Consider the following 22,729-nt stretch of genomic DNA (forward strand, 5'->3'; position numbering starts at 1 on the left):
GTTCATGCTGATTGCTATTCCCAAGGTACTAGATACACAGCAGCTGCAAGCTGTACGCCAGTTGCTGGACCATGCCGGTCCAGCCTGGGTGGACGGCCGCGTCACCGCCGGCTACCAGGGAGCGGCAGTCAAGTTCAATCAGCAGATCGATGAACGTTCTGAAGTGGCGCGGCAATGCCAGCAGATCATCCTGGCGGCATTGGAGCGCCACCCGCGCTTCATCAGCGCGGCGCTGCCGAATACCGTCTACCCGCCGATGTTCAACCGCTACGGCGAAGGCATGACTTTCGGCGCCCACGTCGACGGCAGCGTGCGCATCGATCCGCACAGCGGCCGCAAGCTGCGCACCGACATCTCCGCCACGCTGTTCCTGTCCGATCCGGAGTCCTACGACGGCGGCGAACTGCAGATCGACGACACCTACGGCACGCATGCCGTCAAGCTGCAGGCCGGCGACATGGTGCTGTATCCAGCCACCAGCCTGCACCAGGTCACGCCGATCACGCGCGGAATACGTACCGCCTGTTTTTTCTGGGTGCAAAGCCTGGTGCGCGACGACGGCCAGCGCAGCATGCTGCTCGAAATGGATAACGCTATCCAGAAACTCAACCAGACCAATGCCGACGAACAGGCGCGGCGCAGCCTAATCGGCTGCTACCACAACCTGATGCGGCAATGGAGCGAGACCTGAACCAGGTTTCCTGGACCCTATCCCTCCCCTCCGCCTGACATTCGTCAGGCGCAAGTGTTACACTGGTTTGCCAGCCATGAATCCCAGGTCCGCGGACTTGATGCATACACGGCGGCATCGTTGAAACAACGTTTCTGGAATATTGACGATTCGCAGCGAATGCACGTTTCCAGGAAGAGTTGCAGCGATGTTTTCAGAATCCTCCGAGTGCCTCAGCGAAGCGCTGCGGCTGCACATGACCGATAGCCTGACAGAGCATGGCTGGTCGCAGCAAAATATTTTCCTGCCGGCAGACCTGACCCTGGAACTGGCCGCGGAATGCCGCGCGCTGGCGCTTGGCGGCGCCTTGCATCGTGCCGCCGTTGGCCGTGGCGAGGCGCAGGCGGTGCGCAGCGACATCCGCGGCGACCGGATTCTTTGGCTCAAGGCTGGACAATCGCCGGCATGCGACCGCTATCTGCTGATCATGGAAACCTTGCGCCTGATGCTGAACCGCACCCTGTTCCTGGGACTGGACGAGTACGAAAGCCACTTCGCCTGTTACGCGCCAGGCGCGTCCTACCAGCCCCATCTGGACCGCTTCCGCGACGACGACAGCCGCACCGTCTCGGTGGTCATCTACCTGAACCAAGACTGGCTGCCGGAACAAGGGGGCGCCCTGCGCCTGCATCCGGCCGGACAGCCCAGCGCAGACATTACCCCGCTGGGCAGCCGGCTGGTGCTGTTCCTGTCCGCCGACATGCTGCACGAAGTACTGCCGGCGACCCGCGACCGTATCTCGCTTGCCGGCTGGTTCAGGCAACGGCCGGCCTGACGCAGATGGACTTACTGCTTTGACTGCTCGCAGAAACGGATGCGGTTGCCGAACGGATCCGCGACTTCCATGTTGCGTCCCCAGGGCAAATCTTCGATGCCAGGTTTTGCATAAGCGTAGTTCCTGGCCAGCAGCTCGCGCTGCAAGGCATCAATATCCCGCACCGGCACAAACATGGTCGAACCCGGCGTCGCATCGCCATGGTGCTCGCTCAGATGAATGGTCAGGTCACCGCGTTTTATCTGGGCATACAGCGGAAAATTTTCCTCGAAGCGGTGTTCCCATTCCAGGGTGAAACCAAGAAAATCGAGATAAAACTCTTTGGCCTTCGCTTCCGAAAATATGCGGATGATGGGAATGGCGTGGGATAGGTGCATGAACTGTTTTCTCCTGATCGCGGTTAATTTGGCTTAGATTAAAAGCAGATACGGATCGTGCAAACTTATGCAGAGGCCGGCCCGAAAGTCCAGGTTGCGCTGAACTCGGCATCGAAGTGCAACATCGATCCGGTGCCAAAGCGGTAAATTGTCTCACCTTCTTTTTTCTTTAACAGATTCAGCTTGAGCGCAATCACGCCGCAAACCGAGGCGTAGCCTTGCACCAGATGGAATTTGAGCTCTTGCCCGCAAAAAGTCCTGGCCCCGCCTGCCGACGTTTCCACATATCCCAGCACTGCCAGCTGATGGCCAAACAATGCGATGTCAAGCGGCGCAAGAGCCAAGGTCACTTCGCTGATATCCTTGAGATAGCGCTCCGGCCGGAAGCGTGCGGCGTTATATTGTTTGCGGCTGATGCCGTCTTGTCCGGCATTCAGCCCGGGCCGGCTAAGCCTCAGGAAATCCTTGTCGTATTCCATGATGCTGGACGTAAAGGAGGCGCCAGAATCGACAAGATCCATATAGCGGAACCATGGAATTTCCTGACCGTCGAACTGGCGCCTGACCAGATCGGGGCTGGGCATATGGCCAAACTCTCGCAGGGCCGCGCAGGCACCCTCCAAGCCGCCCGCCTGATCCACGCCGAGGCAGATGCCGGCAGCACCGCTGGCCGTGTCGCCCGGCGACGGACCGAATATCTCGACGTAGGTCTGCTCGCCGTCGATATACAGGCCGCTCCAGCCACCACCGTCCCCAATGGCGACGGTAGCCGCCTCAAATGCCGCAAATTCATCTTTCAGGAAGGCCGATTGCGCGATAGCCGATCTGGTTGGGCCGTCTATATGGACGATGACGTGATTCAGATGCACTTGCGAATGAGTCATAGGTAAAGAGTCAGCAATAATGGAGGGCCAGGTTTCTCCCTGTGGCAAAATCGTCGCCTTTGACAACCTTGGCGCTACGCAGAAAGAGTCATCTGGGGTCAGAGTCAACTTTCGCGGTGCTTTATCGCGAAACTTGACTCTGACCCCACATGACGGATTCGAAGAAAGACAGAGCGCATTACATGGTTTTGCCTTCCTAACGGCGAGCCATGCACTCGGTGGCCCGCTAAGTGGGGTCGGAGTGAAGTTTCTGCAAAAAGCGCGCAGAACTACACCCCGACCCCAGTTAGCTACGTGCCTCAGGCGCGGCGAAAAACCAGGTTACGGTTTTGTCGCGGTCTATGAAATTCTCAATAAGAAACAGCAATTTAGCATACCCGGCCCCTGGAAGGATGTCTAAGTACAGTCCGGTCGCCTATACTGGTTAAATGACCTGCACGATACCTGCTCAAGCCGGCTTGCCGCCCGCTTCCGCAACCCGCGCCAGGCCATCTTCGACAAGGAAGGAGGCACAAAATGCCCTGGAATTTCGCCTGGTTCGGAATGGTCGCACTGTTTTTCGTCGTGATCATTCTGCTGAATGCATCGATTTACATCTTCCGCGAGTATGAACGCGGCGTCGTCTTCACCCTGGGACGTTTTTCCGGCGTCAGGGGGCCGGGGCTGGTGCTGCTGATTCCGGCGATCCAGCAACTGGTCAGGGTCGATCTGCGTACCGTGGTGCTGGAAGTACCGACGCAGGATGTCATCTCGCGCGACAACGTCTCCGTCAGAGTCAACGCAGTGGTCTATTTCCGCGTGATCGATCCGCGCAAGGCGATCGTGGAAGTCGCCAATTTCTTCAACGCCACCAGCCAGCTGTCGCAGACCATGCTGCGTTCAGTGCTGGGCAAACATCAGCTGGACGACATGCTGGCGGAACGGGAAAGGCTCAACCTGGACATCCAGCAAGCGCTCGACGCCCAAACCGACTCCTGGGGCATCAAGGTTTCCAACGTCGAAATCAAGCAGGTCGACCTCACCGAATCGATGATACGCGCCATCGCCAGGCAAGCCGAAGCGGAACGCGAACGGCGCGCCAAGGTGATCCATGCAGAAGGCGAGCTGCAAGCATCGGAAAAACTCTACCAGGCCGCCCACGTGCTGGCGCAGGAGCCGCAGGCCATCCTGTTGCGCTACCTGGAAACACTGACGGTGATCGGCGCCGACAAGAACACCACGGTAGTGTTCCCGTTGCCGATGGACTTGCTGTCGACGTTTTTAGGCGATAGAAAGAAAGCGCCCTGAAAACAGGCCAGTCCGGCGCGCACACACGCAGGTCGATGGGCGCAGACAATCGGCAGGCCGCGCAACGGATTGCGCGGTCTGCCATATAATTGCCTGACTGCAATCAACCTATCCGACCGCCCTGCCATGAACCCGATCACCCTGAACACCCTGGCGGCCTTTCCGCTGCAGCTGGAACAGCATTATGCCGCCATCCCGAACGCCTGCACGCACTGGAAACCGGCCTCCTGGGAAGGCGTACCGAGCGAGCCGTTCAGCGCCATCGAACAGATCTGCCACGTGCGCGATATCGAAATCGACGGCTATCATCTGCGTTTCCGGCGCACCCTCGATGAACACAATCCGCTGCTGCCATCCATCGACAGCGACCTCCTTGCCGGCGAACGCAATTACGCCAGCGCCGATCCGATTGAAGTCTTCAGGTCGTTCCGCGCCGCCCGCGCCAAGACCGTCGCTCTCATCTCCAGTCTGGCGCCGGAGCAATTCGATCGCCAGGCAGAATTCGAAGGCTACGGCTCCCTGACGCTGCGCAGCCTGGTGCATTATCTGTGCAGCCACGACCAGCAGCATCTGGCCGGCCTGCAGTGGCTGCTGGGGAAGATAGAGGCGGAATCGGCTACGGAGCCGGCTACGGCATGATCTTTTCATCTCCGGACCGCGCCGCCTGCGCCCCCTCTCTGCGCTCCTGCCGCCATCGCCGGCGAGAGCGCGACATGGTGCGCATAGCCAGCCGCGCCATCTTCAGCCAGCCAAACGGCCTCGGATCCGCCAGCATGCTCATCGCGCGCGCATAATCGAGCGTCAGGCCGGGAGTCCAGGCCATGGTTTTTGCACGCTTGCGGATTTGTCCCGCGACCCACAGCTCCGGCGTCAGGAACAGCCGCACGAAAGCCGCCCAGCTGCGGTCGTTCCCGCGCGCCCGGCATACCGCTCCCTCCAGCGCCGCTTCCAGCGCGCGCGCCACCGAACTCGAACAATTGCGATAGGTTAGATTGTAGGTATTGTCGCGCCGGTAGTGTTCCCAGAAAATACGCAGCCGTTCGGGACTATAGTTGCGGATCCTGACCTGGACGGTAGACTCGCACCAGGCGTGCGACTCGGTCCGGTAATCGGGCTGGAACACGCCGGCCACATCGTTTTCGTGAGTAGCGCGCAGCAGGCGGCCGAATTCATCCGGCGAGCGGTCGATTTCCACTCCGGGATACAAGCTGATATAGATGCCTTCGGGCGTTTCAAGCGCTGCGTGACCGGTCGATATCACGCCGGCGGAATCCACCGCGGCAATATAGCGGTCGATCACAGGCAGGCGCTGCGCCGGCATTTTCGATGAGCCGACCGGCGTCCATACGTGCACCGTCAGTGCCTTCTCGGCAGCGGCAGGCGGACCGTCCCATTCAAAAACGGCAGCCGTGCCGGCAGCATTGGGCTGAGGCGTGCGGGCGGCAGCGCTCTCCAGCACCGAGGCCACCGTGGCGCCTGCCGGCAGACGCCGCACGCGGTATGCCAGCAGCAGCATGTGCCAGCCGCCGAAAGCCAGCCCGAGCCCGATGCAATAAGGCACGGTGCCGACGTAATGGGTCGGATAGGGCTGGTAGAAAAAGATCGCAATCGCGCACTCCAGGATGCCGCTGGCGAAGGCCAGCCGCCAGCGCGGATAACGCACCACCGATGCCGAGATGGATTGCAGCAGACCGTCGGCCAGGAACAAGGTACCGAAGATCATCGACAGGATGAAATTGCCGTGATGGTGGCCGGCCAGGATCAGCAACGCCGCGGCGATAAACGCCACGCCCTTGATGTTGCGCAAGATGCGCTGTCCCGCCATCCCGGTCCACGCCACCGCCAAGGTAGCCGCGCCTTCCGCTAGCAGGAAATAGGCAAAGAAGCTGATCGGAAAATACAGCGCATCGTCCAGCGCGTCGATAAAAATCGCGACGCCCGCGATGCTCCAGATCCAGCCGATGATCCTCAGCCCGCGCCAACGCTCGCGCAGATAATCGACACCTAGCAACAGCAATACCAGACGCAGCATGATTCAGTCCTTTCAGTCGTCTTTTCTGCAGCAATCAGCGCAGCGCCAATATGGCTGCGGCGAAATCATGAGGCGCCTCCTGAGGCAGATTGTGCCCCGCTACAGGGATCACCCTGCGCTGATACGGGCCGCTAAAAAAATGCGCGTGCTGTTCCGACCCGCCGCTCAGGCTGACGCCGTCGCCGCCGCCGTCCAATGCGATGGCTGGCACGCCTATCCTCGGCTGCGCGGCCAGCAGCAGTTCCGTGCTCTCGACCGCAGGATCGCCTGGCGCCAGCCCGAAACGGTGGCGATAGGAATGAATCACCACTTCAACAAAATCGGGATTGTCGAAAGCGGCGGCGCTGCGGCGGTAAGTCTCTTCATCAAATCGCCAGTTGGGCGACCACAGCCGCCATAACAGTTTGCAGAATTCGTAGCGATTCTGCGCCAACCCGGCGCGGCCGCGCTCGCCATGGAAATAGTACTGGTACCAGTAGCGCAATTCATTTTCCGGCGACTGCGGCCTGGCGGCGCCGGCAATATCCTGGATGTTATAGCCGCCGGCCGACACCAGGCCGCGCACGCGCTGCGGCCACAAGGCGGCAACGATGCAGGCGGCGCGGCCGCCCCAGTCGTAGCCGGCCAGCAGCGCCTGCGGAATCGCCAGCGCATCCATCAGCGCCAGCAGGTCGTGGGCGAGCGCCGCCTGCTGGCCGGAGCGCGCCGTCTCCGCCGACAAGAAGCGCGTCGCTCCATAGCCGCGCAGATAGGGAGTAATCACGCGACAACCCTGCGCTGCCAGCAGCGCAGCCACTTCGTCGTAGGCATGGATATCGTAGGGGAAACCGTGCAGCAGAAAAACCGGGAGACCGGCGACGTCGCCGCCATCGTCATAGGTAACATTGAGAACACCCGCATCGACCTGTTTTAACACGACACCTCCCTGTTAATTTTTCCAGTCCATAGTGCACATCGATAGTTAGGCGCCAGCATCTAAAAATTTTATTGATGCTGCAACGCGATGCGTGGGTTAATAAATCCAGAATAAAAGAACGATCGTTCACTTATAAATCAGTTCGTCAGTTTGGCGGCAATCCATGCGCACTTGCAGGCGTCCAGCCAGAGACTGACCGATCACTACCATCCGCTGTTTCGCAATCCGCAGTCCACAGTTTCAATTAATGCAGCAATCATCATCCCGGCAACATGCTTTCCCGCGCCAGCGAGCATGCCAAACCCATGCTTACTTTGGCACAAAATAATCGATAATGTTCAGGAGAACGTCGCATGCGCATCCCGTCTTTCTTATCCTTGCCCGGCATTGCCCTGACGCTGGGCTTGAGCCTGGCGTCGGCAGCCGCCAACGCCGAACTGTGCCGCAGCGCCAGCGCGGCTGAAGCGGCAAGCTATTCCAGCCCCATGCAGTCGCCCGGCATCGTCTCGCCGATAGACGGCACCTGCTGGATTCCCGCCATGACCATCACCAGTTTCGACGGCACCAAGCTGGCCGCCAACCTGTTCCTGCCGAAACGCAGCAGCAGCGACCAGAAATTCCCGGCGATCGTCATGATCGCCAGCTGGGCAGCGCCCGGCCGTGTCGAATATATCGGCCAGCAGCAAAAACTGGCGCAGGACGGCTACGTAGTGGTGAGTTATACCGCACGCGGCTTCTATTTGTCGGGCGGCCAGGTCGACGTCGCCGCGCCGGAAGACGCGCGCGATGTCTCCTCGGTGCTGGACTGGCTGCAGGCCAATGCGCCTATCGATATCAACAACGTCGCCGCCAGCGGCATCTCCTACGGCGCCGGCCTGTCGCTGATCGCGCTCGGGCAGGACGCGCGCTTCAAGACCGCCGTGGCGCTGTCCGGCTGGGCCACCCTGGCCGATCAGCTGTACACCGCCGGCTCGCCCAACCTGACCTGGGCCACGGTGCTCGGCCTGGCCGGCAGCGTCACCGGCCGCCCGGCGCCCGAGGTGAACCAGAACATACTGGCCCTGCTTGATCCGAACAGCAGCGCGGCGACCATCGCCGGCATCACGGCCTGGGCCAAGCCGCGCTCGCCATCGAGCTACGTCGCCGCCATCAACAAGCGCAATGCGCCGGTATTCCTGAGCAAGAACTTCCAGGACGACATGTTCACGCCGAATTCATCGCTGGCGATGTTCTCCGCGCTCACCGGACCGAAGAAGATATTGCTCAATGCCGGCATCCATGCTTCCGCGGAATTGACCGGCGCTTTGCTGGGCGCCCCCAACTATCCATACGACCAGGCGCACCGCTGGTTCAACCGCTGGCTGAAGGGCGAGCAGAACGGCATCGACACCGAACCCAAGGTGACCATGCAAATCAAGTTCAGCGACCGCCGCGAATCGTTTTCCAACTGGCCGGCGCCGGAGCTGAGCAACCGGACCTACTACCTCGGCCCACGCGGCCCGGTCCGCTTCGATCTCAGCTGCTTCTGCGGCAAGGGCGACAAAGGGACCATCTCCGCAGCGCTCAATAACACCAGCGATTCCGACCTGATCCAGAATTTCTTCGACACCACTGCCACCAGCGGCCTGATTCCTATCCTCTCGACCCTGGGCGAAACCGTCAACCTGCCCGTGGTCAATTCGCTGCTGACGGTCAGCCTGGCAGCCGGCGTGCGCTATGAAGCGCCGGCCTTGGCGGCGACGCAAAAAATCCGCGGGATTCCAAAGCTGAATCTGCGCGTGACGCCGTCGCAGGCACGGGCGCAAGTAGTCGCCTATCTGTATGACGTCGACGCCATCGGCACCGGCATCCTGATTACCCATGGCGCCACCACCCTGCACTGGGCAACGCCTGGCCAGACCGTCGATTTCCCTATCGAATTCTCGGCCATCGCCTATGACGTGCCGGCCGGCCATCATATCGGCGTGGTGCTGGACACTGCCGACAGCCTGTACGCCTCGCCGGTGAATCCGGGCGAGCGTTTCGGCGTGCGCTTTGAATTCAACCCGGGTCAGCAATCGACTTTGACATTGCCAACCTTATAAGTCCGATGCGACAGCTTGCGCAATTTACCGCGCAAGCTGTTTTCTGAAGCAGCCATACCTCTAACAATTATCAACAAAAATAATATTTCCATATGAAAATATTTGTGCTATAGATATAAGCATCAACAGGGAACCGGACTTGAATAACAAGAAGTGGCAATCGGGAGATTCGTCATGCAAAAGTCTATGCAACATGGCATTTTGATCATTACCGCCCTCGCAGGCATGATCGCGGCAGGCAGCGCCTGGGCCGGGACCGCGACGGCCACCATGACCAATACGGTCACCATCGGCAACGATTGCATCATCTCCACCACCGGCTTTACCACCACCTACGATCCGGTCGTGGTCAACGCCACTGCTAATCAGGACGTCACCGCCAACGTCACCACCACTTGTACGCCGGGCGCGGCGCCGGTGATCACCCTGGGGCAAGGCGCCAACGCCAACACCGGCTCGACCGACAGCGTCCCGCTGCGCCGCCTCTCCAGCGGCGGCGGCTCGCCGACCTATCTCAACTATGCACTGTTCTCGGATTCCGGCCGCACCACGACCTGGGGCAATACCGCGGGCACCGCGCCCGCCAGCGCCACTGCCTCCGGCACGGCAACACCGCTGACCGTATATGCGCGCGTACCGTCTGGACAGTCCGGCATCGCCACCACTTTTACCGATACCGTCGTCGCTACCGTGACCTTCTAGCCCATCTCATCTGCCGGCATTTGGTGTATCCTGCCGATTATGAACAGTGAAACCGACATCAAACTCAGCGGCCCGTTCAGCGTCACCGACGCTGCAGGCCGCAAGCATGACATCCAAGCTATCCGCATCTTCGACGAAGGTTACGGAATTATCGACGTCTACGTCGATTTTGCCGTGGCGATCGGCAAGGAACGCTTGTTCGAGGACCAGCGCCTGATCGGCCAGATCCTGGCTCGCTTGCGCCAGATCGGCTACACCGGTCCCGACTTCGGCCACGGCGATCTCGGCCTGCAGGACGACAAGCTGATCGTGCTGGAAGCGCCGGAAGAATTCAATGCCTTCGCGGCGAGCAAAGGCTGGAAAAACCTGGCGGAAGAATTCGCCGAGGATGACCAGGAAGACTGGCACGGCGAAGACAGCAGCAGCGGCAGTGCGCCCTCCAGCTCCAAGCTGGATGCGCTCAAGAATAAATTCAAAGCCTGATCCTTGGCGCGATCAGCGTCATCAACGACGACGGCCGCTCGCATTGAGCCAAGCAAAAATTCACAGCCTGGCCGGCGGCGCCAGCATCCTGTCCTGCGCCTCGGGCGACAACGGTTTCTGTCTCATCCAGTCGGCCAAGAGCTGATCGTAGCCGGCCGCATAAGCCAGGTATTTGCGGCTGCCGTCAGGCATCACGGAAAAGGAACGGATGCCGTGGTCCGACTGCGGAAAAACCGCAATCGCGATATCCTTGCCGCTGCCGCGCAAGGCTTCCAGCCGGGCGATGGTCGGCGCGCTCGGAGCCACCGAATCGTCTTGCGCAAACACCCACAGCTGCGGAATGGCGAGCTGCCGCAGCACCGCCAGCGCATCGTAATGCCAGATCACTTGCGGGCTTTCACTGCGCGCCCGTTCCACCTCGCCGCGCAGCAGTTCGCCGCTGTACTGGCCATCGATTTTCGCCAGCCATGGCTCACCCGCATAATTGTCCCTGGCGCGCAGCAACTGCGGCATGCCGCGATGGAAATCCGATGCCGCTACATCGCCGGCCAGGGCAGTCAGGGTGCGCGCTTTGCCGATCACCTCGTCGCCATAGCCGAGCTGGCGCAGCTGATAATCTACCTGCCACTGGTCCTGCTCGATCGGCGTGCCGATCACGCCGTACCCGACCACCAGGAAATCCACCTGCGCCTTGACCGCCGCCAGCGGCGCGACCCAGCCGCCCTGGCTGAAGCCGGCGAGGCCGATGCGGCCGACACGGCCGGCGCTCAGCCTGCGCGCCTCCCTTGCCGCGGCGGCAACATCGTCCGCCAACAGTGCGAAATCCTGGGTATAGGCGCCGCCCGAGGCGCCGGTGCCGCGCTTGTCGAACACGAAGGAGGCGATGCCCTGGCTCGCCATCAGGAATGCATGGTTGCTGGAATCGACCGCGGCGGTCGATTCGGAGCCATGCACCAGCACGAATAGCGGCGGCTTGTCGCCGCCAGCCACAGGCTCGATCAATTCGCCGTTCAGCTGCACCGCGCCGGACATGAAACGGATGCGGGTAATCCGCAGCGGCAAGCGCGACCACTGTTGCGCGTCAGCGCCGGCAAACTGCAAGCTGACCGAAGCGGCCTGGCATCCTGCATAAGTCAAACGCCCAGCCAGCCTGGATGGATTATCGGCAACCGGCGCTGCGTTCAAAACACCCTCCTCGGCTGCCTCAAAGACGCCGCTGCGGCCGTTGAAATCGGTCGCCAGCAGTGTCTGCGGAAAGCCCGGACGCTGGGTCAGGGTGACGGTCTCGCCTGCCGGCGAACGATAGGCTCCGGTAAGGCAGGCAGGCGCCGCGGTCTGCACCGGCTCGGCAAAAGCCGTAGTTGAAAAGCAGGCAAGCGCAAGGACGAAGCAGCGCGGATTGGCAGAGGGTCGAGCTTTGGTGGATGGCATCTGAATTCCTTGACGTAGAGGGCAAATCCTACTCGACATACTTACCTCAAAGCAACCCCATTACCCGATCTGAACCGGCGACGCTAGCGCAAGCCGGCGATCAAACTGTTCACCAAAGCACTGACTTCTGCCTCCGCCGCTGCGATCGATTCATCCAGGCGCGCATCGCCGAACTCGTCGTATTCGATCGCGATGCTATGCAGGCGCTCGATGCCTATGTAGCCAAGCACGCTGCGAATGCCCGGCTCGACATGGTTCATGGACGCCATTCTTTGCCCGGCAGCATAGCCATAGTCGCCCCTGGACGAAAGCACCACCGCAAGCTTGCCGGCGTCTTTCAGCATCGGCCAGTAAGGCTCGCCCTGGCGCTGGCGGTCGAAACCGAAGGTGCGCCCTACCCTGACGATATTGTCGATCCAGGATTTGAATTGCGCCGGCACGTTGAAGTTATACATCGGCACGCCAAGCAACAGGATATCCGCGGCCAGTATTTCATCGATCAAGCCATCGCTTTCGGCCAGGGCCTCGGCCATCCACGGCTCGCGTGCCGCCGGAGCGGTAAACGCAGCGTGTATCCAGGCGCCGCTAACCGGAGACGGCGGGTTCAGGCCGACATCGCGCACTACTATCCGGTCGCCGGGACGCTGCTGCAGCCAGTGTTCGACAAAGCGATGCGACAGCCTGCGCGTATGCGAGCCATGCTGTTGCTGGTCAGAGCGCCCGCTACGCGCGCTGGCGTCCAGATGCAATAAGGTGGTCATTTTTCAGCTATCCTTCATCAATGGGAATTAATCTCATGCATCAATTTCAGAATCCACTGTAAATCCCCTTACTCATTGGGACAAACGACAATTTTTACTGATTACCTGAAAATAAAACTCATCTATGGATAACTCGAAAGGGCGCCACCTGCCGCCGCTGGCAGCCCTGAGGGCGTTCGAAGCGGCAGCGCGGCATGTGAGCCTCAAGTCCGCGGCAGCGGAACTCTCGGTGACGCCGACGGCGGTAAGCCACCAGGTCCGGCGCCTGGAAGATGCGCTCGGCATTGCGCTGTTCCAGCGCCAGCCGCGGCAACTGCATCTGACTGCCGCCGGCGCCGAGCTGTATGCCGCATTGCGCGACGGCTTCGATGCGTTCGCCGCTGTCATCAGCCGCATCCAGGACCGCACTACGCCGCGAGTGCTCACCATCTCGACCACGCCGGCATTTGCCGCACGCTGGCTGCTGCCCAGGCTGGGCGCCTTTCGCGCTGCCTATCCCAGACAGGATCTGCGGATTCACACTTCGGTGGAAATCGCGCCGCTGGACGGTCATACAGCTGACATCGCCATCCGCTACGGACTGGGGAATTGGCCCGGACTGGTCGCCAGAAAACTGTTTGACGACCGCATCGCACCGGTCTGCAGCCCGCGGCTAAAGGTAAGGAAACCCGCAGACCTGCTCAAGCAAACCCTGATTCATTGCGAATGGCAAAACACGCTGCGCAAACCGTCGACCTGGCGCGCATGGGCCCGGCACGCCGGCGTCGACCAACTGGACAGCCGCGCCGGCATGGTGTTTTCCGATGAAAGCCACGCCATCTCGGCAGCCATCGCGGGGCAAGGTGTGGCGCTGTTGAGCACCTCGCTGATCGAGCCCGAACTGCGTGGCGGCGTCTTGCGGCAACCGTTCGGTCCTGTGCTCAATACTTATGCCTTCTATCTGGTGTATCCGGGAACCAGGGAAAGCGACCCGCATGTACAAGATGCCTGCGCCTGGATCAGCGCGCAGGCCAACGCTTCAGCCCTGCTGTTTTAAAGGTCAGCCGCAGATCCTTGCCTAGAACTCAGTCGCATAGTAAAGCAAGGCAAGTATCGGCAACGCGAAACCAACCCAGGATGTAAGATGCCAGCCACCTTGCGCGTAAGCCCAGCCACCGACTGCGGAGCCGATGGCGCCGCCGGCAAAGAAGGTCGTCATGTACAGGCCGTTCAGGCGCGCGCGGAATTCCGCACCATGCATGAAGATTGCTCGCTGCCCGATCGTCATGTTGGCGGCGACGCCAAAGTCCAGCAAGATCGCGGCCGCCACCAGCAAGCCCAGGGACAGGGTCGTGCCTTGCTGGCCGACGTGCGTCATCAGGAAAGCGAGAGCCACCGCCAGCATCGCCAATCCGGTCGCCGGGCGGCTCCAGCCTCGGTCGGCGACCCTACCCGCAATCGGCGCAGCGACTGAGCCGGCCACGCCCGCCAGCGCAAACAGCGCGATGCCGCCCTGCGACAGATGGAATGACGGCCCTGCCAGCAGCAGCGGCGTGGTGGTCCAGAACAGGCTGAAAGCAGCGAACAGGAAGGCGTGATACAGCGCCCGCCGGCGCAACACAGGGGTGCGCAGCAGCAGTTGCCACATCGAAGCCAGCAGCGCGCCATAGGCCAGCTTGGCTGGCGGCATCCGCCGCGGCAAGGTCCGTGACAGCAGCAGCGCCAGCAGCACCATCAGCCCGGCGGACAGGAAAAACACCATGTGCCAGGACGACATTTGCGTGATGAAACCGGATGCCGGCCGCGCCAGCATGATGCCCAGCATCAGGCCGCTCATGACATTGCCCACCATGCGCCCGCGCACCGCTTCCGGCGCCATGTGCGAGGCGTACGGCACCAACACCTGCACCGCCACCGAGCCAAGGCCGACGAACAAGGCGGCGACTAGGAACTGCGCCGGATGGGAAGCCAGTCCCGCTCCCAGCAAAGCCAGCGTGGCCAGCCCGATCAGGACCAGCACCAGCCGGCGGTTTTCGAACAGATCGCCGAGCGGAGTAATCAGCAGCAGGCCGGCGCCATAGCCAAGCTGCGTCAAGGTCACGATCAAGCCCGCCGCTGACGGCGGCAGTCCAAGCGCGGCGGCGATCAGGCCGGCCAGCGGCTGGGCATAGTAGATATTGGCCGCGATCAAGCCGCAGGCGGTTGCCAGCAGCAAGGTAATCCACGGCGAAACCCCCACTTCTTCAGTCGCCGTATTGGCAGCAGTTGCAGTCAAATCCATTTACTTCCCCTTTAAAATGGAAACGATCACTTCCTAAATTGACAAAAAAATTTACGACAGTATTTTCATTGCCGCATCGACCACCGCCAGCATTTCCTTGCGCGTCTTACCGGTCTTGCCCACCACGCGCAGTCCTTGCAACAGGCAAAGCAACAGGCGGCCGGTGGCGGCGCTATCGATATGCGGCGGAATCGAGCCGTCGCTCTTGCCTTGCCGGATCAGCTGGTTCAGCAGCGCTTCGCGCCCCTGCATCGCCTCGGCGGCGCGTGCGCCGATCTCTGCATCAAGCGCCGCCAGCTCAACTGCCGTACTGACGACCAGGCAGCCTTCCCTGCCCTTGCTGCCGTGCGACAGTTCGGCATAGAACACAAGCGCAGCCTGCACTTTGTCGCGCCCCGACTGTGCCGCTGCCAGCACTTGGCTCAGCTCGGCGCCGCGTTGCGAAGACTGGCGGCCCAGGACCGCCAGGAACACCCCGCGCTTGTCCTTGAACGCCTTGTAGATGCTGCCGACCGTCAGCTGCATGCCTTCCGCAAGGTCGTTGATCGACGTGCCGTGATAGCCGCGGCTGCAGAACACGGGGATAGCCTTATCCAGGATTTCATCCATGTCGAACTCGCGCGGGCGTCCGCGCGGAGTTGATAATTTTGCATGCGATGAAGTGGTTTCGGTTTTCATTGATGGATTATGGAAGCAATCGTTTCCATAATCAAGTTTTTTTACGAACGGCGATGCCGTTCAGTGCGCCGCCACCTTCTCGTCCGGCGCCAAAGAGCGGTGACCGTAGCTGACGATCCGCGTCACCAGCCATTTGCCGTCCTTGTGCTCCCAAACCATCAGGAACCTGGCGATGCTTTCGCATTTGCCGGTATCGATCTGGCAGAAGCGATGCTCGCCTTCCTCGATCGCGCCATAATCCTTGATCGGATAGACCTTCAGAGTTTCCGGTAGCAGCTCGCGGCGCACTTTGCCGCAGATGTATTTACGCGTGTTTGCCACTACCGCATCGCGGTCCCAGGTCACTCCGCCCTGGTCATGATAAAACTCCACCTTGGGTATGAAATAGGCGCTGAAGGCGTCCATGTCGCAGCGATTGTAGGCATCAAACACCTGCGCATCCAGTGCCGCAACCGTCTGCGTCAGCGCCTCGCTGTCAGCGGCGACAGCCTGTGACGAAAGCAGCGCCAGCAGCGGCATGCCGATCGCATGGCGCAAGAAAAATATATAAGCCATCCGGAAAGCTCCTTGACGATTGGCGATAATGAATTCCTGGGATACCGAAGTTTCTGCCGCGGCAGCGTTTATTGTATCTGTCCGCGCAGGTAGCGCAGGAAAGCCGGGCTGCTGGCTAGGCGTTCCAGCACCGGTAGCACGATCTTGTAGCCGTTGTCGCTATTAGTCAGGATGACCGCACCGTCGCGGCTGCTCCGGTTCAGATAGGCGAACGTGAAGACACCCTCGTCCTTCCCGGTATGCATCAGCAGCGTCTCATCCTTGAAAGCCAGTATCTGCCAGCCCAGTCCAAAGCCGGCATTGGGCGGGCAGCTCTCGGCCAGCTTACCCTGACACATTTCATCCATCAAGCTGACCTGGATCTTGCCTCGCTCGCTCGCGATGGCCGGGCTCAGGCCCTGATCGGCCAGCACGCCGGCCATGAACAAGCCGTAATCATAGGCGGTGGTGTACAGCAGGTCGGCCGCATTGAAACGGCTGGCAAGCTGCGGTTGCAAGGCCTTGCCGGCGGCATTGGCGGGGACCGCGATGCGGCCCTTGAACCAGTCCCGGCCGCTATAGGCGGTCTCGGTCATGGCCATCGGCTTGAACAGATAAGCCTGCGCCAGGCTTTCGAAATCCTGGCCGGTCTTGTTTTCGGCAAAGTGCGCGAGATATTGATAGCCTTCGCCGGAATAACCCCATTTGAGGCCGGGTTCGCGCAGGATCTTCAACCCCTCCTTGCTGTCGCGCCAGTTGGGGAAACCGGTCCGATGGCTGAGCGCCAGGCGCGGCGTCAGCAAGGCGTGGCGCGGGTCGGCGGCGATGTCCGGATCCAGCCAGTAGCGGTCCATCGGCTCATCCAGCGAAATTTCGCCTTTCGAGGCCAGCCGCAAAATGATTTCAGCAGTCAGCGGCTTGGTCAGCGAGGCTGCGTTGTAAAGCGTGGCAGGCGTGGCAGGCACGCCGTCGCCCTGCTCGCCATAGGCGGCTATCAGCACCACCACGCCGCCTCTGATCTGAGCGATAGAGACGCTGGGAATCGCATGCTGTTTCAGCAGTTGCGGGATGTCCTGGTCGAGCTGCGCCTGCTGCTCGGCCTCTCCCGCCGGCAACGCCGGCGCTGCCAGCGCCAGGCTCGCGGTCAGGTTTGATAGAAGCATTAATGCCAAACGACGCATGGTGTCCCCTTGCCTTTGCTTTGCCAGCCTACGCCATTTTGCCCGAGCCTGCGATTCTCTTTGCGCAGGACGCTGCCGAGCACTGGATTGCCAAAAAATCAAGATAGTGTACTTGCGAGTTCCACCTTGTGTCCATCGCCCGGCTGCGAGCGCATGCAGTCGCTCCGCCGTCAGCGGCAGGCGGCGGGGTTTCCCGGTAAAATTGCTGCAAATCCAACATCGGAGGACAGCAATGCTGACCGATATCGCGCAACTGGAGCAAATTTACGGCAAGCCTCACGAGCGTTCATTGTGGAAGGAAATCGACCATCTGAACCAGGATTACCAGGCTTTCGTCAACGCTTCGCCATTCGTGGTGTTTGCCTCTTCCGGACCGGAAGGCATGGATTGCTCGCCCAAGGGAGACCTGCCCGGCTTCGTCCAGATCCTGGACGAACGCACATTGGCGATCCCTGACCGTCCGGGCAACAACCGCATCGACACCTTGCGCAATATCCTCAGCGATGCCCGGATCGGACTGCTGTTTATCGTACCGGGCATCGGCGAAACCTTGCGCGTCAATGGCCGCGCCGAAATCTCTGCGGAACCGGCCATGCTGGAAAAATTCGCCATCGACGGCAAGCTGCCGCGCACGGTGATCATCGTCAAGATAGAGGCGGTCTACTTCCATTGCTCAAAGGCGCTGGTGCGCTCGAAGCTGTGGGATCCCGGACAGCAAGTTGAAGCCGCCAGCTTCCCTAGCCCTGGCGCCATGCTCAAGCGCCTCAGCAGCGGCGGTTTTGACGCCGACGCCTATGACCGCGAGTTGCCGGCGCGGGTGCAGGCCAGCCTCTACTAGCAAGGAATACGCATCTGATGACAGTATTTTCTGGATGGGCCACAAGCCGCAAAATTAGCGACGGCGGCATGTCAGGCCGGCATTGGCCCATCCTCGCCGCTCAGCTCATCGCACTGGCATTTTCCGCGCCGGCCCATGCCGCCGAACCGTCGCCTTGCCCTCCCGACTGGGAATCCCAGATCTGCGAACTGAAATCGGTAGTGGAAATACTCAAGAAAGATCACCTGACAGAGATCGACGTCCCCGCCTTTCTCGACGAAACAATACGCCTGGGCGTCAAAACCCTGCCCTACGCCAAATTCATGAATGCCGAGGAACAGCAGGAGCAAGCGAAGAAGGACGAGCGCACCCGCAATGGCACGCCCGGTATCGGCATCATCTTCGAAACCCTGGCGGACGGCCTGCATATCATCGACGTAGTACCGGACGCTCCCGCGGCCCAGGCCGGCGTGCGCACCGGCGACATCGTGGTAGCGATGGACGGCAACAGCATGGCCGGCATCAGCACTACCGACATCGCCAAATACGCCGGCGGCGACGTCGGCACGCCGCTCAAGCTGACGCTGCTGCGCGGCGCAAAGCAGCAGCGGCTTGAATTCACGCTGCTGCGCGCCATCATCAAGCAACGGCCGGCAAGCGCCAAACGGTTGCCGGGCGATGTGCTGTACACGCGCATGAGCAGTTTTCCGGAACCTGCCATCGGCGACTACATCGATACAGTGCAGGCGGCACGGAAAAATGGCGCGCCGGTCAAGGCCGTGATCCTCGATCTGCGGCTCAACGGCGGCGGCGCCTTGAACGCTTCCATCGGCATCATCGGCCTCTTCACCGGCCGCAACAAGACCGCCATGGTCACGCTGCAACGCGACGACAAGATCCAGCACCGCATCAGCACCAACTGGCCGGACTACGACCTGCCGGTGCTGAAAGGCCAGGATCCGTTGGCGCCGCTGGAGGCAGACGATTGGTGGCGCAGCGTGCCGCTGATCGTGCTGGTCGACGGCCAGAGCGCCTCAGCCGCCGAAGCCACGGCGGCAGCCCTGAAGGACCTCGGCCGCGCCAAGTTGCTGGGCACGCCGACCTACGGCAAAGGCATGGCGCAAACCGGCATCGGCACGCGCGACGGCACCTACCTGAACTGGAGCAACGCCCGCAACCTGCGGCCGAACGGCTGCCCGATGGAAGGCTACGGCGTGGTGCCCGACTGGATCGTCGGACCGCGCAAGGATGCCGACATGGAGGGCGTTCTGCTCATTTACCGCGAAGTCGACATTCCGCGCGCGCCCTATGCCAACAAGCCCAATCCCGATCCCTTCGCCGATGTGCGCAAAGAACGCCAGCGCCAGCGCGACCAGCGCGCAAAAGCCAAGCCGGACCCGAACAAAAGCGCGTTGCCGCAAAAGGAATTCGGCGGCGCCAAGGATTGGCAGCTGCAGCAGGCTCTCAATGCGCTGGCCGGCAAGCCTGTGCAAGTGGTGAGCGTCAACCCGCGCTTCATGCCGGCGCAACCGGCATGCATTGCACTGGAAAAATAGGACGCTGGCGACAAGGATGACTCGGCCATTGACAACCGGCTTCAGGAAAATCCGGCATCGCCGCGTCCTGGCCGCCTCATCAAATCAGCTTGCCTTGCGCTTTTAATGCTAGATACAGCCGCTCAAGACCGATGCCGAAACCGGCCCCTTCGCGATAGGCGCCGCCGCCGACAAGCTGCTTTTGAGCACCCAGTTCAGGACAGCGTATTTCAAATCCCTCGCCCCGCAGGTAGTACGTCAATCCGCGTTTTGCAGCTATGTCGATTTCGTACTCCAGTCCTAGCGAACTCAAGAAGCCAGTACACAGATCGCGGGCTGCTTCAAGGCCACGCTCAGGACGTCCGGTCAGTATCTCGAAACCCAGCTGTGTGAATTCACGATAACGGCCGGCTTGCGGACGCTCGTATCTATAGCATCTGGCGATATAGAAATAGCTTGCCTCTTTCTTTGTACCCAACAACTCCACAGCTCGCTCCTGGAAAAGTGCGGTAGCTTCAGGAATCAGGCAGCAAGGCCGGCCCTTCTTGTCGTCAAACGCCCACATCTGCTCGAGCACTTCGCTTCCCCCGGCTTTGTCCGTGAACGTATCCTGTCCCCATAACGCGGGAACGATGGTTTCCTGGGCGTTAGCTTCAATGAAGGAAGCCCCGGAAGCGGGCCTCGATGGCGCGCAGGCTGGCAGCTTCTTGGCCGACAATAAATCTGGTTCCGCGAATCATGGTCATGATGGTTTCCTTGGTTGAATTTGAACAGGCAATAAAAAAGGCGCCATCGGCGCCTTTGATCTGGTTTTCCCACTCTTAGCATCTTGCCTGCGAAGAGTGGCTTATGGACATGACAGATTCCGGCGCAAAAATTGGCCATTGATGGTGCTTAGCGAGCTGGGTGTTCATGTTTTCCATGCATCGATGGTGTCACAATATTTCGTTCACTGTCAACTGCGGCCGAATCGCCAAGCGCATGCGCTTGATTCGCCTTTCGCCGATATCGGGGATAATAGGCGACCTCATCCGCGCTTGAAGGAAACAGAAAATGTCTGGCAATGATTCATCGGTAGCCAAGGGCCGTTACAGTGCGTTCCTGTTCGACATGGACGGCACCATCCTCAACTCCATCGCTGCGGCAGAGCGCATCTGGGGCGCGTGGGCGGCTCGTCACGGTCTCGATGTCGCGTCTTTTCTGCCGACCATACATGGCGCGCGAGCAGTTGACACGGTCGCCCGCCTGGCATTGCCCGGCGTCGATCCGGAACTGGAGGCGATTGGCATCACACAGGCCGAAATTGCCGATGTAGAAGGGATTGTCGAAGTGCCCGGCGCCGCAAGCTTTCTGAGATCGCTGCCGGCGGCCAAGTGGGCCGTGGTGACGTCAGCCCCAAGGGATCTGGCGGCGCGGCGCATGAAAGCGGCGGGCATTCCGGTTCCGGCCATCCTGGTGACGGCCGAGGATGTCGCGGCCGGCAAACCGAATCCTGATTGCTACTTGCTGGCTGCCAGCAAACTGGGCGTCGATGCCGGCGACTGCCTGATATTCGAAGATGCCCCTGTCGGCATTGCTGCCGGCGAGGCGGCAGGCGCTGCGGTGATGGTCGTTACGGCGACGCATCTCCATCCGCTGGATACTCCTCACTCGTCGATCAAAGGCTACCAAACGATGTTCGCCAAAACGGACGCAGATGGCTTCATGCTGCTTGAAGAAAGAGGCGCTTGATCAAGGGTCAGGGGCTGCCAGATCCGGGCATCAGATCGGATTTTGATCAATCCAGTCACCGGCAAAATCCAGGGCGTAAGCGAGCGCCTCGTCCTCGGTTTCGAATTCATTGCTAGGCGCCGTGCGGGTGTAACGGATTTCACCCGCGCCGTCTTTTCCTGATTGGATGGTAAAACATGCCGCGTACTTTCCACTGTCTTGTTTTTCCGGCCGCGGGAACACGGCATGTCCCTTATACGGAAAACCCTTTGTTTGAACCATAGTCATTTCTTCTGTAAGGATACGTTGCGCCCAGCATATCCTATTTTTTATCCGGCACGCTCAGTTCCCGGCTGATGCCGCCTTCCAGCGCGCTGCCGCTGGTCGTGCCTTCGCCATTCATGCGGCGCTGGCATGCATCGCGGTCGTCCACAGGAAGAGCATTGCAGCGCAACAAGGCATTTGCCTGATCCGCGGCCTGGTCGTCATGCAGGCGCCCCCTTCTCGCTTCTTGCAATGCAGCCCCGGCCTCTTTCAGGCAAGTAGCGCGGTCCTGATTCGACTGGCCGCTGATGCAACGTGCGCGCTCTTCCTGATAACGCGCGTTGGCGCCGGCGGAATCGCTTGCAGCTCCTGCCGCCGCGGCGGAGAACGACATGCTCAGAATGAGCAGCGCCAAGGCCGACAGGCAAGCGCTCTTGCTGGCGAGAATATCGGATGTTGAGGAAAGATGAAGTTGGCGATTTAGCATGATGCCCTCCGATTGGAGATTGGTGATTTAAGTCTACCGTAGAGCGTCGCCTGTTGTATGTACGCTGGCCCACATCGTTCAAATCAAAATCTGTCGCCTCCTAAGCAGACAAAGTGATTTCGATGCGCTCCTTGCCCTTGCCAAGCCGCTTACGTTTTAGCGTGAATGCGCCGATTTCAGCGGTGGACCTGGGGTGGGTGCCGCCGCAACCCATGCGGGCAAAGCCCTGGACTTGCCAGTAGCGGCGTTGAGACTGTTCATCGGTAAAATCTGTTTCTATCGGCTTGCCGGCGGCGACCAGGGCAGCGGCTTCCTGTTCAAGCAAGGGGAACAGCACGGCGATGCTGTCATCGCGGGCGAAGTCGATGCGCGCCTTGTCCTGCGAAATATGGGCGCCGATGCGCTCGATGCCCGGGCAATGCTTGTACACCAGCTGGAGAATCATTTCGGCGGCGAAATGCAGGCGCATCAGACGATAGCGCCGCTCCCAGTCAATCCGCAGTTCGACCGGGTCGCCTGCTTTCAAGGCGTGTCCAGGCGGCAACGTGTAGACGATATCCAATCCATCCTTCGCCGCGGTCAGGACCGGATAGCCGCCCAAGGTGCCGGCATCGCTTTCCTGGCCGCCCGAGAATGCGAAGAAAATCGTTGACTGCAGATACACCTGATCGCCGCGCACGGCGGCGACAGCGGTTTTCAGCTCGGTCAGATAGGGATCTTGCCAAAAGATTCTCTGCGTCATGGTTCACATTCGTCGATTGATCTGTCTTGCTCGGCCATTGCGTCGGCAGTCTCAGTGGC

At 60.7% G+C, this 22,729-nt stretch carries 25 protein-coding genes; 11 read left to right on the forward strand and 14 right to left on the reverse strand.

Going from position 1 to position 22,729, the window contains the following annotated elements:
* Positions 1–4: 4 nt before the first annotated feature.
* A complete protein-coding gene (locus BCF11_RS26850) occupies positions 5–691 on the forward strand; it encodes a Fe2+-dependent dioxygenase (protein WP_098497905.1) in 687 nt (228 codons plus the stop codon).
* A 187-nt stretch (positions 692–878) separates the two neighbouring features.
* Positions 879–1,505, forward strand: coding sequence for a 2OG-Fe(II) oxygenase (locus tag BCF11_RS26855; protein ID WP_098497906.1), 627 nt, complete (start codon positions 879–881; stop codon positions 1,503–1,505).
* Between the two features lie 11 nt (positions 1,506–1,516).
* Here BCF11_RS26855 and BCF11_RS26860 read toward each other — a convergent pair whose 3' ends face one another.
* Both BCF11_RS26860 and BCF11_RS26865 read right to left on the reverse strand, forming a co-directional pair.
* Positions 1,517–1,882: a glyoxalase superfamily protein gene (locus BCF11_RS26860; RefSeq protein WP_098497907.1), complete on the reverse strand. Its 366-nt coding sequence runs from the start codon at positions 1,880–1,882 to the stop codon at positions 1,517–1,519.
* A 65-nt stretch (positions 1,883–1,947) separates the two neighbouring features.
* On the reverse strand, positions 1,948–2,766 hold the full coding sequence (locus tag BCF11_RS26865; RefSeq protein ID WP_098497908.1) for a DUF5829 family protein: 819 nt from the start codon (positions 2,764–2,766) through the stop codon (positions 1,948–1,950).
* A gap of 516 nt (positions 2,767–3,282) precedes the next feature.
* On the opposite strand from BCF11_RS26865, the gene BCF11_RS26875 reads away from it, so the two are divergent.
* Together BCF11_RS26875 and BCF11_RS26880 are read left to right on the forward strand one after the other, a co-directional pair.
* Entirely contained in the window at positions 3,283–4,053 is a 771-nt protein-coding gene (locus BCF11_RS26875) for a slipin family protein (protein WP_369827877.1), read from the forward strand.
* Between the two features lie 126 nt (positions 4,054–4,179).
* Entirely contained in the window at positions 4,180–4,692 is a 513-nt protein-coding gene (locus BCF11_RS26880) for a DinB family protein (protein ID WP_098497910.1), read from the forward strand.
* Here the strand turns inward: BCF11_RS26880 and BCF11_RS26885 are convergent.
* Together BCF11_RS26885 and BCF11_RS26890 are read right to left on the reverse strand one after the other, a co-directional pair.
* Positions 4,682–6,085, reverse strand: coding sequence for an HdeD family acid-resistance protein (locus BCF11_RS26885; RefSeq protein WP_098497911.1), 1,404 nt, complete (start codon positions 6,083–6,085; stop codon positions 4,682–4,684). The two genes, BCF11_RS26880 and BCF11_RS26885, sit on opposite strands and share 11 nt — an antisense overlap.
* A 34-nt stretch (positions 6,086–6,119) precedes the next feature.
* Positions 6,120–7,001: an alpha/beta fold hydrolase gene (locus tag BCF11_RS26890; RefSeq protein ID WP_098497912.1), complete on the reverse strand. Its 882-nt coding sequence runs from the start codon at positions 6,999–7,001 to the stop codon at positions 6,120–6,122.
* Between the two features lie 353 nt (positions 7,002–7,354).
* On the opposite strand from BCF11_RS26890, the gene BCF11_RS26895 reads away from it, so the two are divergent.
* The 3 genes from BCF11_RS26895 (at position 7,355) to BCF11_RS26905 (ending at position 10,270) form a co-directional block, all read left to right on the forward strand.
* Complete coding sequence (locus tag BCF11_RS26895) at positions 7,355–9,085, forward strand: CocE/NonD family hydrolase (protein ID WP_098497913.1); 1,731 nt, start codon at positions 7,355–7,357, stop codon at positions 9,083–9,085.
* A gap of 174 nt (positions 9,086–9,259) precedes the next feature.
* Positions 9,260–9,787 carry a spore coat U domain-containing protein gene (locus tag BCF11_RS26900; RefSeq protein ID WP_098497914.1) on the forward strand — a complete coding sequence of 176 codons (528 nt, stop codon included), beginning with the start codon at positions 9,260–9,262 and terminating at the stop codon, positions 9,785–9,787.
* Between the two features lie 39 nt (positions 9,788–9,826).
* On the forward strand, positions 9,827–10,270 hold the full coding sequence (locus tag BCF11_RS26905) for a hypothetical protein (RefSeq protein ID WP_098497915.1): 444 nt from the start codon (positions 9,827–9,829) through the stop codon (positions 10,268–10,270).
* Between the two features lie 60 nt (positions 10,271–10,330).
* Here the strand turns inward: BCF11_RS26905 and BCF11_RS26910 are convergent, their stop codons facing one another.
* On the reverse strand, positions 10,331–11,701 hold the full coding sequence (locus tag BCF11_RS26910) for a S9 family peptidase (RefSeq protein ID WP_158229298.1): 1,371 nt from the start codon (positions 11,699–11,701) through the stop codon (positions 10,331–10,333).
* An 83-nt stretch (positions 11,702–11,784) separates the two neighbouring features.
* Positions 11,785–12,462: an FMN-dependent NADH-azoreductase gene (locus BCF11_RS26915; protein WP_098497917.1), complete on the reverse strand. Its 678-nt coding sequence runs from the start codon at positions 12,460–12,462 to the stop codon at positions 11,785–11,787.
* A gap of 124 nt (positions 12,463–12,586) precedes the next feature.
* Between BCF11_RS26915 and gcvA the strand changes: the two genes are divergently transcribed.
* Positions 12,587–13,498, forward strand: a complete 912-nt coding sequence (gene gcvA, locus BCF11_RS26920; RefSeq protein ID WP_098497918.1) for a transcriptional regulator GcvA — start codon at positions 12,587–12,589, stop codon at positions 13,496–13,498.
* A gap of 21 nt (positions 13,499–13,519) precedes the next feature.
* Here gcvA and BCF11_RS26925 read toward each other — a convergent pair whose 3' ends face one another.
* The 4 genes from BCF11_RS26925 to BCF11_RS26940 all read right to left on the reverse strand — a co-directional run bounded on the left by BCF11_RS26925 (position 13,520) and on the right by BCF11_RS26940 (position 17,097).
* A complete protein-coding gene (locus BCF11_RS26925; protein ID WP_098497919.1) occupies positions 13,520–14,722 on the reverse strand; it encodes an MFS transporter in 1,203 nt (400 codons plus the stop codon).
* A gap of 51 nt (positions 14,723–14,773) precedes the next feature.
* Positions 14,774–15,400, reverse strand: a complete 627-nt coding sequence (locus tag BCF11_RS26930) for a TetR/AcrR family transcriptional regulator (protein ID WP_098497920.1) — start codon at positions 15,398–15,400, stop codon at positions 14,774–14,776.
* Between the two features lie 60 nt (positions 15,401–15,460).
* A complete protein-coding gene (locus BCF11_RS26935) occupies positions 15,461–15,955 on the reverse strand; it encodes a nuclear transport factor 2 family protein (protein ID WP_233212731.1) in 495 nt (164 codons plus the stop codon).
* A 68-nt stretch (positions 15,956–16,023) separates the two neighbouring features.
* Positions 16,024–17,097, reverse strand: coding sequence for a serine hydrolase (locus BCF11_RS26940; RefSeq protein WP_098497921.1), 1,074 nt, complete (start codon positions 17,095–17,097; stop codon positions 16,024–16,026).
* Positions 17,098–17,347: 250 nt separating this feature from the next.
* Here BCF11_RS26940 and BCF11_RS26945 point away from each other — a divergent pair, with 250 nt between their 5' ends.
* Positions 17,348–17,953, forward strand: coding sequence for a pyridoxamine 5'-phosphate oxidase family protein (locus BCF11_RS26945; RefSeq protein ID WP_098497922.1), 606 nt, complete (start codon positions 17,348–17,350; stop codon positions 17,951–17,953).
* Positions 17,954–18,021: 68 nt separating this feature from the next.
* On the forward strand, positions 18,022–19,488 hold the full coding sequence (locus tag BCF11_RS26950; RefSeq protein ID WP_098498008.1) for a S41 family peptidase: 1,467 nt from the start codon (positions 18,022–18,024) through the stop codon (positions 19,486–19,488).
* 79 nt (positions 19,489–19,567) lie between these two features.
* Here BCF11_RS26950 and BCF11_RS26955 read toward each other — a convergent pair whose 3' ends face one another.
* Positions 19,568–20,185 (reverse strand): ATP phosphoribosyltransferase regulatory subunit, encoded by a 618-nt coding sequence (locus tag BCF11_RS26955; protein WP_199111265.1) that lies wholly within the window; start codon positions 20,183–20,185, stop codon positions 19,568–19,570.
* Between the two features lie 335 nt (positions 20,186–20,520).
* Between BCF11_RS26955 and BCF11_RS26960 the strand changes: the two genes are divergently transcribed.
* Positions 20,521–21,198 carry an HAD-IA family hydrolase gene (locus BCF11_RS26960; protein ID WP_098497923.1) on the forward strand — a complete coding sequence of 226 codons (678 nt, stop codon included), beginning with the start codon at positions 20,521–20,523 and terminating at the stop codon, positions 21,196–21,198.
* A 30-nt stretch (positions 21,199–21,228) separates the two neighbouring features.
* On the opposite strand, the gene BCF11_RS26965 is transcribed toward BCF11_RS26960, so the two are convergent.
* From BCF11_RS26965 to BCF11_RS26975, 3 genes are all read right to left on the reverse strand, one after another.
* A complete protein-coding gene (locus BCF11_RS26965) occupies positions 21,229–21,465 on the reverse strand; it encodes a hypothetical protein (protein ID WP_098497924.1) in 237 nt (78 codons plus the stop codon).
* A 34-nt stretch (positions 21,466–21,499) separates the two neighbouring features.
* Positions 21,500–21,928 carry a hypothetical protein gene (locus tag BCF11_RS26970; RefSeq protein ID WP_143751537.1) on the reverse strand — a complete coding sequence of 143 codons (429 nt, stop codon included), beginning with the start codon at positions 21,926–21,928 and terminating at the stop codon, positions 21,500–21,502.
* A gap of 100 nt (positions 21,929–22,028) precedes the next feature.
* Positions 22,029–22,670: an alanyl-tRNA editing protein gene (locus tag BCF11_RS26975; RefSeq protein ID WP_098497926.1), complete on the reverse strand. Its 642-nt coding sequence runs from the start codon at positions 22,668–22,670 to the stop codon at positions 22,029–22,031.
* Between the last annotated feature and the right edge of the window lie 59 nt (positions 22,671–22,729).

The sequence above is a fragment of the Collimonas sp. PA-H2 genome (assembly GCF_002564105.1).
Taxonomy (GTDB): domain Bacteria; phylum Pseudomonadota; class Gammaproteobacteria; order Burkholderiales; family Burkholderiaceae_D; genus Collimonas.